The sequence below is a fragment of the Streptomyces griseocarneus genome, from assembly GCF_014655595.1.
In the GTDB taxonomy this organism is placed as follows: domain Bacteria; phylum Actinomycetota; class Actinomycetes; order Streptomycetales; family Streptomycetaceae; genus Streptomyces; species Streptomyces griseocarneus.
The window spans coordinates 310,420-323,666 of the sequence record NZ_BNBL01000005.1 but is presented as its reverse complement, the minus strand read 5'-3'; the positions used below and the strand labels follow the sequence as shown (position 1 = coordinate 323,666).

Here is a 13,247-nt window from a genome sequence, read left to right as displayed (position 1 = left end):
CACTTCACTGACGAACCTCGATGGGAGAATGTGACGAACGGACGAAAAAATCTGCCGTCCGATGGCCGGGCCTGTCTCGGCCTGCGGAGGTGGTCAGTCGGTCGGTGCCACCGGGGCGCAGCCCGCCCGTTTGGCGGCGGCGTTGGCTCCGTTGGCGAAAACCCGTTCCGGGCCGGGACCGGCCGCTTTGCTCATCTTTTCGCTGAAGTACTGGAAGAAGACGGCCTTTTTGTCACCACAGTCGGCGCGTACGAGGGCGGTTGACTTCCCGAGTACTGCCTTGCCTCGCCAGCCGGTGGCGGGTACGCCTTCGTCGGTCATGCCGTCGAACAGCGCCTCCAGGCGGGGGAGCCCGTTCACTGCGATGAACTGCCCGGCGAGCTCCGCGTCGGCGCCGGGCACCGCGGTCGCGGAGCAGATCTGCAGCCGCTTGTCCGCACCGGTCTGGCTCCAGGCCAGGGATTCGCCGTCACCGGCGTGCAGGCCCTTGATGTCACAGACCCCCCACCTCATGGGGCTCTTCCTCTCGGTCCGGGCCTTCTCCGTCTCCTCGGGAGGGAAGGGGGAGGCCAGGCGCGGTGTCCTGGCGGGTGCACACCCCGCTTTCCGCATGCCGTGGTCGGCCGCGGCGAGGAGCATCTTCGCGATGTCCCTCTTGTCCAAGGTGGGGACGATGGTGTGAGAGGTGCCGGAGGCGGATACCCCGGTGCTGCGCGTGCGGAGGGTGACGGCTGCGGGACGCCCGTCCACGTCGCACTCCTTGGGCAGGACGAATACCCCCCGGTCGGCTCCGACCATGCCGGGGAGATCGTCGGGGAGCCGGTCCGACTCCCCCTGGAGGAACTCGCCCAGCCATTCCGTACGGGCTGCCGCGGGGCCGGGTATCACGCCGTAGCTGACGGTGACCCGGTCCTCGTAGCGGATCGTTTCCCTCGAGCCGGCGCTTTCGGCGTGGACCGTGACGGTGCAGGTACCGCGGGGGTCACGGCTGGAAGGCGCAGTCTCGGCGGCCGTGCGCGTACCACCGTCGTAGAACGCCTTCTCGCCGAGGAACATCGGTCCGCTGTCCTGCTCCCACGCACCCCAGCAGTAGCGGTCCTTGCTCTTGAAAGGCCCAATGCCGCCCGCCCAGCAGCCGGCCCCCGCGGCCAGCGCGAGGGCCACCCCACCGATGGTTGCCTTCCGGTACCGGCGGGCCCTTGTCCCGGCCCGGCCCGGCTCGCTCTCCGTCACTCTGCCCCCTCATCAGCTCCGCATCGGCTCCGCTGGGCCGCGCCGCCGCGAGCGCTCGCGCGGGCCACATGGGTGATCACCTTATGGGAGTAACGATCACCGTCCGGCCCGACCGACCGGGACTTTCCCCGTATACGCGTCAGAGAATGCGCCAGGCGACGGCGTAAGGCTGGGCGAACCGGGTGATGCGGTGGGCGCGGACGACGACCTCGGCCTCCCCGGCGGGGATGTCCCGCCACTGGACCTGCTCGACGTTGTTGAAACGGTCGAAACCGGGATCCGTGCCCATGTTGCCGTGGCGTTCCTGACCGCCTGCGCGGACGATCAGGTCGAGGTCGTTCTGCAGGGCCGGGCCAGGGGGGTCCGTCCACACGAGGGTGATCTTCAGGGTATGGCCCGCCCCCTCCGGAACCGGGATGCGGAACTCGCGTTCCTCTCCCTGGTCCAGCTCCTCGGCGTCGGTGAAGCCCGCCCGGTCGCCATCGGTCGGGAGGACGACGGCGCGCTGGAGGTTGACGATGCCGAAGCCGGAGTTGTTGTTCGGGGAAGGGCCAGCCTCGGTGGGGATGTACTGGCCCTTGAGCTCATCGGCACCGTTGATCAGCATGGCCTTGATGAGCGCGGCGCTCGGCTTCGGGGTGCCGTTCTTCATCAGCGTCTCGCGCAGCACCGCCACACAGCCGGCGACCAGCGGGGTGGCCATGCTGGTGCCGCTGTCGAACATGAACGCGGGGTCTGTGGAGACACCGAAGTTCTGGCGGTCGGGTGCCGCCCGCGAGCGCGTCGAGAGGATCGACGTGCCGGGGGCGACGACATCGGGCTTGAACCGGCCATCCGCGGTCGGACCGCGGCTGCTGAAGGCCGCCATCCCGGCGGGGTTGTCCGCCATCTTGTTCCCGTGGATCGGTGGGGCAGGGAACTTGATCGGTCCGTTGAACAGCCTGTCATCGTAGGTGAAGGGGATCTCGGGGCGGTTGCTTTCGCTGGCGCCCACGGTGATGACGTTCTTGGCTCCCGTCTCGTCGCTGACGGACCTCAGGTTGATGCGGCCGTCTCCGTCCCGGTCCGTGCCGTCGTTGCCGGCGGCGAAGCAGATGACGAAGTCCTTGTGGTCCCAGACCATCTGATCGGCCTCGCCCGCGGCCGGGCCGTACGGAAGCCCTGGGATGCCCGGGCCCCACGAGTTGGTGTGGATCCGTACCCCGTCCTCCAGGAAGGGCGGCTCGAACAGGTCGAGCAGGTTGTCCGGGATGCCGGCGAGAGATCCGTTCTTGGCCATCACCGACTGGAGGACCAGTCGCGCCTCGGGAGCCGTGCCGGTGATGGCGCCGCCCATGGACTCCGACGTCCCGTCGCCGAGGACCGAGCCCGCCACGTGGGTGCCGTGCCCGCTGGGGTCGTCCGTCCGCGCGGGGCTCGTGCGTCCCAGGGCGATCAGGCGCTTGACCCGGCCGGCGAAGGCAGGGTGCACATCGGTGGTCGAACCCTTGTCGAAGCCGGTGTCGGCGACGCACACGATCTGCCCCTCACCCCGGAACTTCGTGCCGTTGAGGGACACGTGGGCGTGCATCAGTGTCCCCGCGACGGTGTTGTACAGCACCCGCTCCGGGACTTCCTCGATCTCCTTCACCTCGTCGAGCGCGGCCAGTGCGGACAGGTCCTCCTTGCGGGCCGTCATCCGCACCTTGCCGCGGCTGGGCCGTACGTCGCCGGGGCTGACTCCGGCCGCCTCCGCGATCCGGTCCCGTACGCCGCCCACGCTCGCATCGACGTCCTCGTGCAGGACGACGTCGACGGTGCGGGTCCCGTCACCCGCCGCCTCCAGGGGATCGGCCAGCACGGCGACACTCGAACGCAGCCGGGCCGACTGCAGCGACCGGCCGATCTTGAAGCCGTTGAAGTACACGTCCGCCCAGGCCACGAACGGCAGTGCGCGCACGGCGTCCAGATCCGTGGCCCGGTAGCCGCACAGGTAGGTGTCCTCCGGAACGTACTCGTGGACCACCACCCCATGCGCCGCGAGCTGTTCCCTCTCCTCGGCCGTGGGCGGGTGCGTGGTCTGGACGAGCAGGTAGTTGGACGCGGAGGCGTCCGCGGACGTCAACGATGCGGTGGCCAGTTCGTCAGCCTGGACCAGCGGGTCCATCGTGACGCCGTTGATGGTGATACGGGCCATGCCGAACTCCCGGAGGGGGTGGGGAAGGCGCGCACCGGGCAGCCGTGGCGCCCCGGCACTGCCCGTGCCGACGCCCATATGGCCGAAGCCCGCCTGAACCGGTGGCACGCCGGGCTGCGTGGTTACTTCCGTACGGCCAACACGCTAGGCGGGCGACTGTCCACCTGCACGCCACTCCTGGTGGAGGCCCCCCATACGGGCTCGGCATTACTCCGGAGGGCGCTCGGCAGCAGCGTCGGCCTGCGCAAACATCGCCGGGCATCCGCGAGACAGTGACGGTATGACCACCTGGGCCATCACTGAACTCGGTCCACATGACCGGCGAGCCGTGGCGGACGCCGGCAGCCTGACCGAGGCCATCTTGGGGCGCGGCATGTTCACCGTCGAAAACGTCCTTGAGGGCCTCCGCGACGGGGCCCTGCTCTTCCTGACCGCATACGCGGGAAAGCCTCCCGTTCCGGTGGGCGCGGCGACCGCCCGTGTGCTGGACGACGACGGCTACCGCGACCTCATCGCCCCCATGCCACCCGGCACCCTCCCCGCCGCTCCGCCCTCAGCCGGCGGCCGCCGGATCGGCCGGCTGAACTCCTTGGCCGTGACCGAGCCGCTGCGCGGCCGCGGCCTCGGCAGCGCCCTCACCGCACACCGCACCGAGTGGCTGCGAGAGCGGTGCACCGAGGCGTACACGATTTCCTGGCTGCACAACCAGCACGGGCGCAGCGAAGGCCTGCTCCGGGCCCTCGGCTGGCAGCCGGTCGCCGTCCTCCACGACTACTGGTTGCAGGCCACAACGACCGGCGACCAGTCCTGCCCCCAGTGCGGCCGCCCCTGTCACTGCCCTGGCCTGCTGCTGCGCCTGCCCATCCCTTCGACGGTCGCGGCCCGGCTCGCCTCTCGCGGGAGTGCTCGGGGCCGCTTAGCCTGAGATCAGGGGTCCTCGAGTGGAAAGGGAGCCTTGAGATGCATTTCGTCCTGCTCGCGACCCACACGCCGGACATCTGTCCGACCGCCAACGCGACGACGCGCGACCTGATGCTGAAGACCGCTCCTGAGCTGCCGAACCTCGCCCAGAAGGCAGGCGTCGACATCGTGGCCGGTCCCTTCGTCAATCGCGAGCACACGGTTGTTGTGGTCGTGCAAGCCGACAAGGCCGAGAATGTCGACCGCTTCCTCGTGGAGGCTCGTCTCCCCCAGTGGAACAGCGTTCGTGTGCTGCCGTCGCTGACCATGGAAGAGGGTCTCACCGAGATCCGAGCGCAGACGCCGATCTTCTGACCCGCCTGCTCAGGCACGGGGCGGTGTCGGTGCGGGCGCCGGGGTACGCCATCGACCGCCGTTCTAGTGGCAGCCGCGAACACCATCTGATTGCTCCTAGCGCTCCGGTCCGACTTCGCGGTCTTGTCGGGGGTGCAGAGCCTCAGTTGGCAGTAAGTCCGGTGCTGCACATATACCGCGTTGTGGGTCCAGGGGCGCTGCCATAAGGTCGGCGGCATGTCTTTACGTCTTCGTATGCGTCAAGCACTGCCGGAAGCGATGCGCGCCCGTGACAAGGCCGCGGTGAGCGCCCTGCGCTCAACACTCGCTGCGCTGGACAACGCCGAGGCGGTGCCCGTGGACGAAGCCGAGCTTCGCGGCGTGGCCCTTGAGCAGTCGCCGGCTGGTGTAGGTGTCACCGAAGCAGCGCGCCGTGAGCTGAGCGAGCGCAGTGTGGTGGATGTCGTACGCGCCGAGGCCGCCGAGCGGCTGGAGGTTGCGGCGCAGTTGACTGCGCCCGCGCACGCTGACCGAGCCGCGCGGCTCCGCGCGGAGGCCGCCGTGCTGCTTCGCTTCCTCGACGGTCCCGCCACCGCATAGGACGCAGCCCCGCAGCGCACCGGAAGTGGCGCCGGACGCAGAAGTCAGGGCCGACGGCCGGGCACCGTGGCGGGCGGGACCATGGCGCGTACCAGCCGGCCGAGCCCCTCCGTTGCTTCGAGCCCGCGCCTGTCCCGTCTCACCGACACCTGATCGCAGCACCCGGCCTACGGGTTAGGGGCCTACGGGCCGACGGGCCCGGCGTCGCCGGCTCGTGCGGCGGCCGCCGCCTCCAGCAGGGGCCAGCCGTCGACCTCCACCGCCCGTCGCTCCCCCGGCTGCCACCCGCGGGCCGACGCCGCGTCGAGCAGGGCCCGGACGGCGCCCGGTTCGTGCAGGTTCAATGAGCCGCCCCGGACGTACCCCACGTCCCCGGAGCCCATGGGGAACCCGCCCGGGACGTACCGGCCCGGGCCGTCGGCGAAGACGATGCGCAGCGGGCCGCCGGTGCCGGCCGGCTGCGGGTGGAGCGTGAGGGTCTCGCGGCAGTCCGCGGACCGGCCGCTGTCCAGCACGCGGTGGCTGTGGCGGAGCGTCCATAGGTACGCGCGCCCGTCGGCGACCAGCCGGCGGGGCTTCTTCGGATGGCGGGGCACGGAGCCGAGGGTACGCGGCCTGATCCACGAGGCACCCGCCAGTCAGGCCAGACGCCGCAGCTCACTCCTCCGGCTCGGCTGCCACGATGTCCAGCAGTCCGGGAAACCGCTGCTCGATGTCGGCCCGGCGCAGGCTGGCCATCCGGCTGTTGCCCCGGTCGACCTGCCGGATCAACCCGGCCTCGCGCAGTGCACGGAAGTGGTGCGTGACGGTCGCCTTGGAGACCGGCAGCCCGAAGGAACTGCATGTCCGCGCCGCGCCGTCGGGTTCGGCTGCCAGCTCACGCACCACTCGGCGGCGCAGCGGATCCGCCAGCGCGGAGAGTACCGGGCCGAGCTCGATCTCCTCGACGCTCGGGTGTCCTTCGTCGTCGGGCATGCGGGACACCTCCCTTCAGGTATGGATTGCATCGTACCTACAAGTTCGGTAGCGTCCAGCAGGTACGAGATTGATCGTACCTATCGAGGAGAGAACCCCGCATGACTCAGCCCTTCGCACTCGTCGGCACCGCTCACCCCAAACCCGAACGCGCCGAGGAGTTGAAGCAGCTTCTGCTCTCGTTCGTCGAGCCGACCCGGCAGGAGGATGGCTGCCTGGAATACCACTTCCACGAAGATCGCAACGACCCCGGCGTCTTCGTCTTCTACGAGGCCTGGCGCTCCCAGGCCGATCTCGATGCCCACCTCGCCCTCCCCCACATGCAAGCCTTCTGGGAGCGGCGCATGGACTACCTGGAGACCGACCTCGACGTCCGCTTTCTCACCATGCACAGCCCCTACCAGCCGGCCGGCCGAACCGGAGCGTGACCTCCGGCACCCCCGTTTCGCCGATCCCGACGTGCTCGACCTCCGCAGGCAGGATGGCGGGCACCTGGCCTTCGGCCACGGCGTTCACCAGTGTCCGGGCCGGCAGCCGGCCCGCGTCGAGATGCGGGTCGCCTTCCCCGCGCCGGCAACCGTTTCCCCACGCTCCGCCTGGTCGTACCCGCTGAAGAGGTCGGCCGGACGCCCCGGCCGGCGATTCTCCAGGTCTTTCCGGCGCGGCGTATGACATCGAAGCGGTGCGGATGCATGACTATACGTATTTGCGGCGGATTCCTGCGCGGCCGAGCGAAATGACGAGCCGGACAGGTGCGGTTCCGGTTCGTTGGTGCTGAGTCTTGTGCGGAGGCTGCTGTGAACCTTGATGACGTTGCCTACTGCGAAATTCATCCGGCGCTGGGGATCGCGCGTGTCGGCAACAGCCCGGATGAATTCTTCGTAGGTCCGGAGGCGCCGGGGATCCCAGTCCACCCGATGGGGGGATTCAAGGACACCGAAGGACGGGTGAAGCGTCAGGCGGCGCGCTTCCGTATCTACGGATACGACAAGGAGCACAACGTCCTGGGAGAGGTGACCGCGGCCGACGCCGAGGTGACGTGGTCGGTCGAGCTGGCCAACAAGAAGGCGGCCTGGTTCAAGTTCCACGGGCGTTTTCACCAGTCGGATTCCGCGGACAACCTGCGCAACCAACAGGTGGATCCGGCCGACGCGCAAGCACGCGCGGCACTGATGATCACACCAGGACCCCGCAGTGTGAGCGGTCCGAATGCCGATGGCGGTGACGCGCGCTTCGATACGGGGACGTTCCTCGGCACACCGGTCCCGCTCGGGGAACTGCGTACGGACGAGGCGGGCCGCCTCCTTGTCCTGGGCGGGTTCGGGCACGCGGCGTCCGCGAAGCCGGACAACCCATTGGTGACCTACGCGAACAACGATTTCTGGCACGACGACATCTCCGACGGGCCGGTCACGGCGACGGTCGGCCTCGGTGGCGGGCGAACGATCCCGGTGACGCCCGCCTGGGTGATCGTCGCGCCGCCCGACTTCGCTCCGGACACCCAGAACCTGGTGACGCTCTACGACGTCGCCCGGGAGGTCGCCGAGGAGGCCGGCTGGGTGCCGCAGGCGGCGGAGGTTTCGTTCACCCGCGACGTCCACCCGGTGCTCGCCCGCATGTGCGGATACGCCTGGGTGAACGCGAACGCGCTGCGCGGGCACGGCGAGGACGGGCCGGGTGATTTCCTCGCTCCGGAGCGCCTGGCACACCTGGCATCGAACGCCCCCGAAAACACGGACTTCCGGATGACCGTGTTCAACCGGCTGCGCACCCCCGGTGCCGAGGACGTGACCCAGGCGAACTACGCGTTCATGCCCCAGCTCGCGGGGGACGACGGCGATCCGATCAACGGCAAGCCCCGAACGTGGTTCACGGTCACCCCCAGGCAGTACGAACGGCTGCGCCGGTGGGCCGCGGGTGACTTCATCGCCGACGGCACGAGCCCCGCCGCCCCCGTACCGTTGGCCGACCTGCCCGTCGCCGACCAGCCCCACGCACTCGTACGGGCCGCACTCGAAGCGTGTGTCGGGGGCCCGTTCTTCCCGGGCATCGAGATGACGTACATCGCCGACGAACCCGGCACCTGGGCCGGACCGTTCCGGCTGCGCGAGAACCTGACGCCGGGAGACGTCACCAAGTACATGGCCGTCCCATGGCATGCCGACTTCTATGAGTGCCACACCCACTGGTGGCCGGCTCAACGCCCGGACGACGTGCTGCCCGAAGAGCGGTACCGCAGTCTGATCCGGGCCGCACAGGGCAGGGCCAGGTCGACGGAGCTGAGCACCTGGCGCAGGCCCTGGGCGCGAGGCGTGGGAATCCAGCCGGTCTATCCGCCCGACCTCGATCCGTTGCCGGGTGAGAGCGGGCAGCATTATCAGGACCGCGTGGAAAATCTCTGGCGCGTGCTCCGCGAACACGCGGGCGACAACGACATGGTCAAGAAGTGGAGCAGTCTCGGCTTCGTCGTCGCCCGCACCGGCGTGACGGGCGAGACCGTACTGGTGGAGACCGAACGCGCCGAGAAGGTCGGACTCAGCGACCGCGAGTGGTTCTACGTTCTGCAGCACCCCGACCGCTTTCCCGAGCACGCCAAGGCCGCGCGGGACTACGCGAAGTCGGTCCTTGACGACGCGGTGGCGGCCCAGGACAATCCGGCGTTTCCCTTGACGCTGCGCCCGTTCCGCTATACGAGCGATGCGTTCGAAGCACGCCTGCAGCTCATCTACACACAGCTCGTGCAGGAATCGGAAGGTGCCGACCCGTCGGCGGACCCGACGTTCCCCAGCCGCCGTGACCTGGTCGAGCGGATCCGGCAGTTCGCGCCGTTCAACCTGCTCGACGGTGCCTGGTTGCGCAATGCGACCCCGGTCGGGCCGATCAGTGGGATCCACTCACTGCTGTTCTCCATCTGGATGGACGAGGTGGGCGGCGGGGATCCCGCTCTGAACCACTCGAACCTCTACTCCGACCTGCTGCACAGCGTGGGCCTGTACCTGCCGCCGGTGGACTCCTACGAGTTCGCGATGTTGCCCGAAATGCTCGACTCGGCGTACACCGTCGGCGCCTTCCAGCTGGCGATCTCCCAGCACTCGAAGCAGTTCTTCCCCGAGATTCTCGGGATGACGCTGCAGCTGGAATGGGAGGTGGTGGGGCTGACACCGGCCGTGAGACTCTTCGACTACCACGGCATCAGCTCGCAGTTCTACAAGATGCACATCGGTATCGACAACGCCGCCGCCGGGCACGGCGCCAAGGCCCGCGACGCGGTCATCCAGTATCTGGAAGAGGTCTACAACCGCGGCGGTGACGAGGCCGTCCAGCGTCAGTGGCAGCGCATCTGGAACGGCTACGTGGCCTTCGCCATCACCGGAACCCTGGGCAACGACCTCAGGGCGCTGGTGGACAACCCGCCCACGCCGGAAGACCGGCTGATCGACCTCATCAGCCGTAAGGCGCCGTTCGCCTCTCTCAACCACGACGGAAAACGACTGGGCGAGAACCAGCTCAACGACTGGTTCCTGGACCCGCCCGGTCTGCTCCAGGAACTCCAGGAGTCCGGGTTCATCCAGGCCGGCGACCCGGAGAACAGCCCCTTCTTCGCGCTGACCACCTACACCGGCCCCATGTACAAGGTCTTCGACGACAGCGAGCTGGAGTTGTGGCGCCAGTGGACGCGCTGGCTCGGGACCCCCTCGCCGCCGAGGCCGGAGCTCACGCCGCTCGAGGCGATGATCCTGCTGGTCGACTCCCTGCGTCCACGTCAGACAGGCGCCGCCCCGCATGCCCGTAACCTCATCACCGGCCCGGATCCCACGGACACCACCCGGACCAGGGAGGAGCCGGTGGCCTGGTGGTTCACCCAGCCGACCGCGTCGCTCCTGAGCGCCCTCGTCCATCCGGAGAACGCGCTCGTCTCGCCCGGCAACCCCGAACAGAGCTCCTTCGTCCGAGATCTGCTCGCCCCCACGAACCGGATGGGCCAGGCGTTCGCCGCGATGGTGCCGGGCACGGGCAGGACCGGGCGGGACATCACCGTCGCTTGGATCGCCGCGGGCTGCCCGCTTCCGGATCTGACGCCCCCGCAGGCGCGGGTCCTGCTCTCCTCACCGGTCGTGGCGGAGAAGGCGGTCGCGGCGGAGAAGGCGGTCGCGGCCGTCACCGCGGTCAGCCGACCCGACATCACCGGCATGGGCGCCGTCCACTGATGGGCCCCGTTCAACTGATGGGCTCGGTTCACTGATGGGCGCCGTCCGCTGATGAGCTCCCGCGTCCCTGACGTGACCTGTGACGTCGCGATCGCCGGTGGAGGACCGGCGGGCAACGCGGCCGCCATCACCCTTCGCCACCACGGTGCCTCCGTACTCGTCGTGGACCCCGGCCGCATGCCCCGGTGGAAGCCCGGGGAGAGCCTGGCACCGGCGGCCAGGGCCTTGCTCGCGCGCCTCGGTGTACTCGAGCGGATCAGCGCCGGACCGCACACGCCCTGTTTAGGCAACCAGTCGGCCTGGGGGCGGAACACGCTTGCCGAATCCGATTTCCTCTTCAGCCGTTACGGTGCGGGATGGCACCTCGACCGTGTCCTCTTCGACCGCACGCTCACCGATGCCGCCCGCCGGGCGGGAGCCCGCGAACTGACCGGCCGGGTCGGGGCGGCACGACGAGTGTGCGGGCAGTGGGAGCTCGCCGTCGGCGCCAGGACGATCCGCGCGCGGTATCTCCTCGACGCGACCGGCGCGGCCGCGCGCCTCGCCCGTCATGCGGGAGCCACCGTCACCCGGACCGATCGTCTGGTCGCGGTCGCTGCACTCCTGCCATCCGGCGCCTCGAACCGGGAGGTTCCCCGCACGTCGCTCGTCGAGTCGGCTGCCCTGGGCTGGTGGTACACCGCCCCGCTGTCCGCGGGCGCATCCGTCGTCATGGCAATGACAGACGCCGACCTCGTCGCGCGCCACGCGCTCCACACCCCCGAGCACTGGTGGAAGCACCTCATGGCGACCACACATGTCCGCGGACGCGTCCGCCGCGTCGTACCGCTTCAGGGCGGACTGCGCGTCGTGCGGGCGGCAACCTCCTGCACCCACCCCGCGGCCGGACCGGGCTGGGCGGCGATCGGCGATGCCGCCACCACATCGGATCCGATCGCGGCACGTGGCATTCTCACCGCCCTGGCCACCGGCATCACAGCCGCCGACGCCGTTCACGCCGACGCTGCCGGCTCCTCAGGAGCGCTGGAGGCCTACGCGGAACGGATCGTGTCCACCCACCAGGAGTACCTCCACGCGCGCCGCATCTGCTACGGAAGCGAGAAGCGCTGGGACACACCGTTCTGGAACAGGCGCCGCTGAGCGACGGGGATCTCGGGCGGCTTCGGAAGGGCTTCCCGCAGGCGGTCGAGGAGTACCCGGGCCGCGGGGCTCGAGGGACCGGTGGCCTGCCAGGCGAGCGCGATGCGGGCACGCATCTCGGGCCGGACGATCCGCAGGGTGCGGAGCTGCCCGGTGAGGGCGGACCCGTCCTCTCCGGCAGGTAGCACGGCGATGCCCAGGCCCCGCGCGGCGAGTTGCGCGAGCACGTGCGGGGCTGCCGCCTCGAAGGTGACCCGGGGCCGGAACCCTGCCTGCGCACAGCCGCGTTCGAGCGCCGCGCGCACCCCGGTGCCGCGCGGCAGGCAGATCAGCGGCCGATCGCGGAGATCGGCAAGCGGGACGCTCGTACCGTCGACGCGGTCGAGAAGCGGATCGCCGGGCGCGACAGCGGCAACCAGCGGGACGTCGATCACTATCTGGAAGGCCGCTCCGGGCGGAGGCACCTCCTCTGCCGTCCCGAGAACGGCGATGTCGAGCTCGCCGGCCAGGAGCGCGGCCTGCATCCGCTCCGTGGTGTCCTCGGTGAGAGCCACCTCCACTGAGGGGTGGGCGTCGTGGAAGTCCGCCAGCAAAGCGGCGATGTCGAAGGCGTGGCCGGTGGCGCCGGAGACCAGGCCGAGCGTGACCCGGCCGCGCAGCAGCCCCGTGTAGGCATCCACTGTCTGCTGCACCGCGTCCGCAGCGGCCAGTGCGGCGCGGGCGTAGGGGAGGACCGCCCGGCCCACCTCGGTCAGGGTCACCGACCGGCTGGAGCGGTCGAGCAGGGGCTGTCCCAGCTCCTTCTCCAACTGCCGGATCTGGGCGCTGAGGCCGGGCTGGGCCAGGTGCAGCCGGGCGGCGGCCCGGGTGAAGCCACCCTCCTCGACGACACAGACGAAGTAGCGCAGCTGACGAAGTTCCATAAGCAACGATTCTAGGTATCAGCAGAACTATCTACTGGCGCTATCGTTCGGCCGGCCGCAGGCTTGATCGCATGAAGAACGCGACAGCCCGCAAGGGGAGGAGCACCGAGGCCAGGGCCGCGATCGCGGCGGAACGCCGAGAACTGGCCGACCTGTTCGACACTCTGCGAACCGAGCAGTGGAACGAGCAGAGCCTCTGCGTGGGATGGCGCGTTCGCGAGGTCGCGGCGCACATGTCGATGGGGTTCCGGCTCTCCTTGCCCGTGACGCTCGGCGAGTTGGTCAAGGCGCGCGGGAACCTTCACCGTATGACCGACCGGGTCGCACGCAGGGATGCGGCCGCCCATTCCACCACCGCACTCACCGCCTTCCTGCGGGACAACGCCCACCACCCCTGGACACCACCGGTCGGCGGGTTCGCGGCGGCGCTCGGCCACGACGTGGTGCACGGGCTGGACATCACCGTCGCTCTCGGCCTCGACCGGCGCGTCCCCGAGGACCGGCTGCGCATCCTGCTCGACGAGATCCGGCCCAGCAGCCTGAAGTTCTTCGGCGCCGATCTCGACGGCGTACGGCTGTACGCCGAGGACCTCGACTGGTCGTACGGCTCCGGCTCGCCCGTGTTCGGCGCCGCCCAGGACCTCCTGCTGCTGGCCTACGGTCGCAGGCTTCCGGACGGCCGGCTCCGAGGAGAGCTGAGCAGCCGTTTCACCCGACCCGCCAACGAAGCGTGAACGA

At 69.7% G+C, this 13,247-nt stretch carries 12 protein-coding genes and 1 pseudogene; 8 read left to right on the top strand and 5 right to left on the bottom strand.

Features of this window, described 5'->3' with window-relative positions; all coding sequences use genetic code 11:
- Nucleotides 1-93 precede the first annotated feature (93 nt).
- Together IE295_RS15485 and IE295_RS15480 are read right to left on the bottom strand one after the other, a co-directional pair.
- Entirely contained in the window at nucleotides 94-1,164 is a 1,071-nt protein-coding gene (locus IE295_RS15485; protein ID WP_190064202.1) for a hypothetical protein, read from the bottom strand.
- A 208-nt stretch (nucleotides 1,165-1,372) separates the two neighbouring features.
- Nucleotides 1,373-3,409 carry a S8 family serine peptidase gene (locus IE295_RS15480; RefSeq protein ID WP_190064201.1) on the bottom strand — a complete coding sequence of 679 codons (2,037 nt, stop codon included), beginning with the start codon at nucleotides 3,407-3,409 and terminating at the stop codon, nucleotides 1,373-1,375.
- Nucleotides 3,410-3,689: 280 nt separating this feature from the next.
- Between IE295_RS15480 and IE295_RS15475 the strand changes: the two genes are divergently transcribed.
- The 3 genes from IE295_RS15475 (at nucleotide 3,690) to IE295_RS15465 (ending at nucleotide 5,263) form a co-directional block, all read left to right on the top strand.
- Entirely contained in the window at nucleotides 3,690-4,334 is a 645-nt protein-coding gene (locus tag IE295_RS15475; protein ID WP_190064200.1) for a GNAT family N-acetyltransferase, read from the top strand.
- A 35-nt stretch (nucleotides 4,335-4,369) separates the two neighbouring features.
- Nucleotides 4,370-4,684 carry a hypothetical protein gene (locus IE295_RS15470; RefSeq protein WP_224323246.1) on the top strand — a complete coding sequence of 105 codons (315 nt, stop codon included), beginning with the start codon at nucleotides 4,370-4,372 and terminating at the stop codon, nucleotides 4,682-4,684.
- Nucleotides 4,685-4,942: 258 nt separating this feature from the next.
- Nucleotides 4,943-5,263, top strand: coding sequence for a hypothetical protein (locus IE295_RS15465; protein ID WP_190064400.1), 321 nt, complete (start codon nucleotides 4,943-4,945; stop codon nucleotides 5,261-5,263).
- Nucleotides 5,264-5,445: 182 nt separating this feature from the next.
- Here the strand turns inward: IE295_RS15465 and IE295_RS15460 are convergent, their stop codons facing one another.
- Together IE295_RS15460 and IE295_RS15455 are read right to left on the bottom strand one after the other, a co-directional pair.
- Complete coding sequence (locus IE295_RS15460; RefSeq protein ID WP_190064199.1) at nucleotides 5,446-5,859, bottom strand: hypothetical protein; 414 nt, start codon at nucleotides 5,857-5,859, stop codon at nucleotides 5,446-5,448.
- Between the two features lie 61 nt (nucleotides 5,860-5,920).
- Nucleotides 5,921-6,238: an ArsR/SmtB family transcription factor gene (locus IE295_RS15455; protein ID WP_190064198.1), complete on the bottom strand. Its 318-nt coding sequence runs from the start codon at nucleotides 6,236-6,238 to the stop codon at nucleotides 5,921-5,923.
- Nucleotides 6,239-6,339: 101 nt separating this feature from the next.
- Between IE295_RS15455 and IE295_RS15450 the strand changes: the two genes are divergently transcribed.
- The 4 genes and pseudogenes from IE295_RS15450 (at nucleotide 6,340) to IE295_RS15435 (ending at nucleotide 11,586) form a co-directional block, all read left to right on the top strand.
- Entirely contained in the window at nucleotides 6,340-6,666 is a 327-nt protein-coding gene (locus tag IE295_RS15450; protein ID WP_190064197.1) for a putative quinol monooxygenase, read from the top strand.
- 13 nt (nucleotides 6,667-6,679) lie between these two features.
- Nucleotides 6,680-6,978: pseudogene (locus tag IE295_RS15445) on the top strand (cytochrome P450); the annotation flags it as partial.
- 12 nt (nucleotides 6,979-6,990) lie between these two features.
- A complete protein-coding gene (locus IE295_RS15440) occupies nucleotides 6,991-10,446 on the top strand; it encodes a LodA/GoxA family CTQ-dependent oxidase (RefSeq protein WP_190064196.1) in 3,456 nt (1,151 codons plus the stop codon).
- 51 nt (nucleotides 10,447-10,497) lie between these two features.
- Entirely contained in the window at nucleotides 10,498-11,586 is a 1,089-nt protein-coding gene (locus IE295_RS15435; protein ID WP_190064195.1) for an NAD(P)/FAD-dependent oxidoreductase, read from the top strand.
- Here the strand turns inward: IE295_RS15435 and IE295_RS15430 are convergent.
- Nucleotides 11,535-12,509, bottom strand: coding sequence for a LysR family transcriptional regulator (locus IE295_RS15430; RefSeq protein WP_190064194.1), 975 nt, complete (start codon nucleotides 12,507-12,509; stop codon nucleotides 11,535-11,537). The two genes, IE295_RS15435 and IE295_RS15430, sit on opposite strands and share 52 nt — an antisense overlap.
- 71 nt (nucleotides 12,510-12,580) lie before the next feature.
- On the opposite strand from IE295_RS15430, the gene IE295_RS15425 reads away from it, so the two are divergent.
- Nucleotides 12,581-13,243 (top strand): maleylpyruvate isomerase family mycothiol-dependent enzyme, encoded by a 663-nt coding sequence (locus IE295_RS15425; protein ID WP_190064193.1) that lies wholly within the window; start codon nucleotides 12,581-12,583, stop codon nucleotides 13,241-13,243.
- Nucleotides 13,244-13,247: the final 4 nt, after the last annotated feature.

What these genes read in the sequence shown, in the direction of transcription:
- IE295_RS15480 (WP_190064201.1), bottom strand. Translation starts at nt 3,409, where the DNA reads ATGGCCCGTATCACCATCAACGGCGTCACGATGGACCCGCTGGTCCAG.
- IE295_RS15475 (WP_190064200.1), top strand. Translation starts at nt 3,690, where the DNA reads ATGACCACCTGGGCCATCACTGAACTCGGTCCACATGACCGGCGAGCC.
- IE295_RS15470 (WP_224323246.1), top strand. Translation starts at nt 4,370, where the DNA reads ATGCATTTCGTCCTGCTCGCGACCCACACGCCGGACATCTGTCCGACC.
- IE295_RS15465 (WP_190064400.1), top strand. Translation starts at nt 4,943, where the DNA reads ATGCGCGCCCGTGACAAGGCCGCGGTGAGCGCCCTGCGCTCAACACTC.
- IE295_RS15455 (WP_190064198.1), bottom strand. Translation starts at nt 6,238, where the DNA reads ATGCCCGACGACGAAGGACACCCGAGCGTCGAGGAGATCGAGCTCGGC.
- IE295_RS15450 (WP_190064197.1), top strand. Translation starts at nt 6,340, where the DNA reads ATGACTCAGCCCTTCGCACTCGTCGGCACCGCTCACCCCAAACCCGAA.
- IE295_RS15435 (WP_190064195.1), top strand. Translation starts at nt 10,498, where the DNA reads ATGAGCTCCCGCGTCCCTGACGTGACCTGTGACGTCGCGATCGCCGGT.
- IE295_RS15430 (WP_190064194.1), bottom strand. Translation starts at nt 12,509, where the DNA reads ATGGAACTTCGTCAGCTGCGCTACTTCGTCTGTGTCGTCGAGGAGGGT.
- IE295_RS15425 (WP_190064193.1), top strand. Translation starts at nt 12,581, where the DNA reads ATGAAGAACGCGACAGCCCGCAAGGGGAGGAGCACCGAGGCCAGGGCC.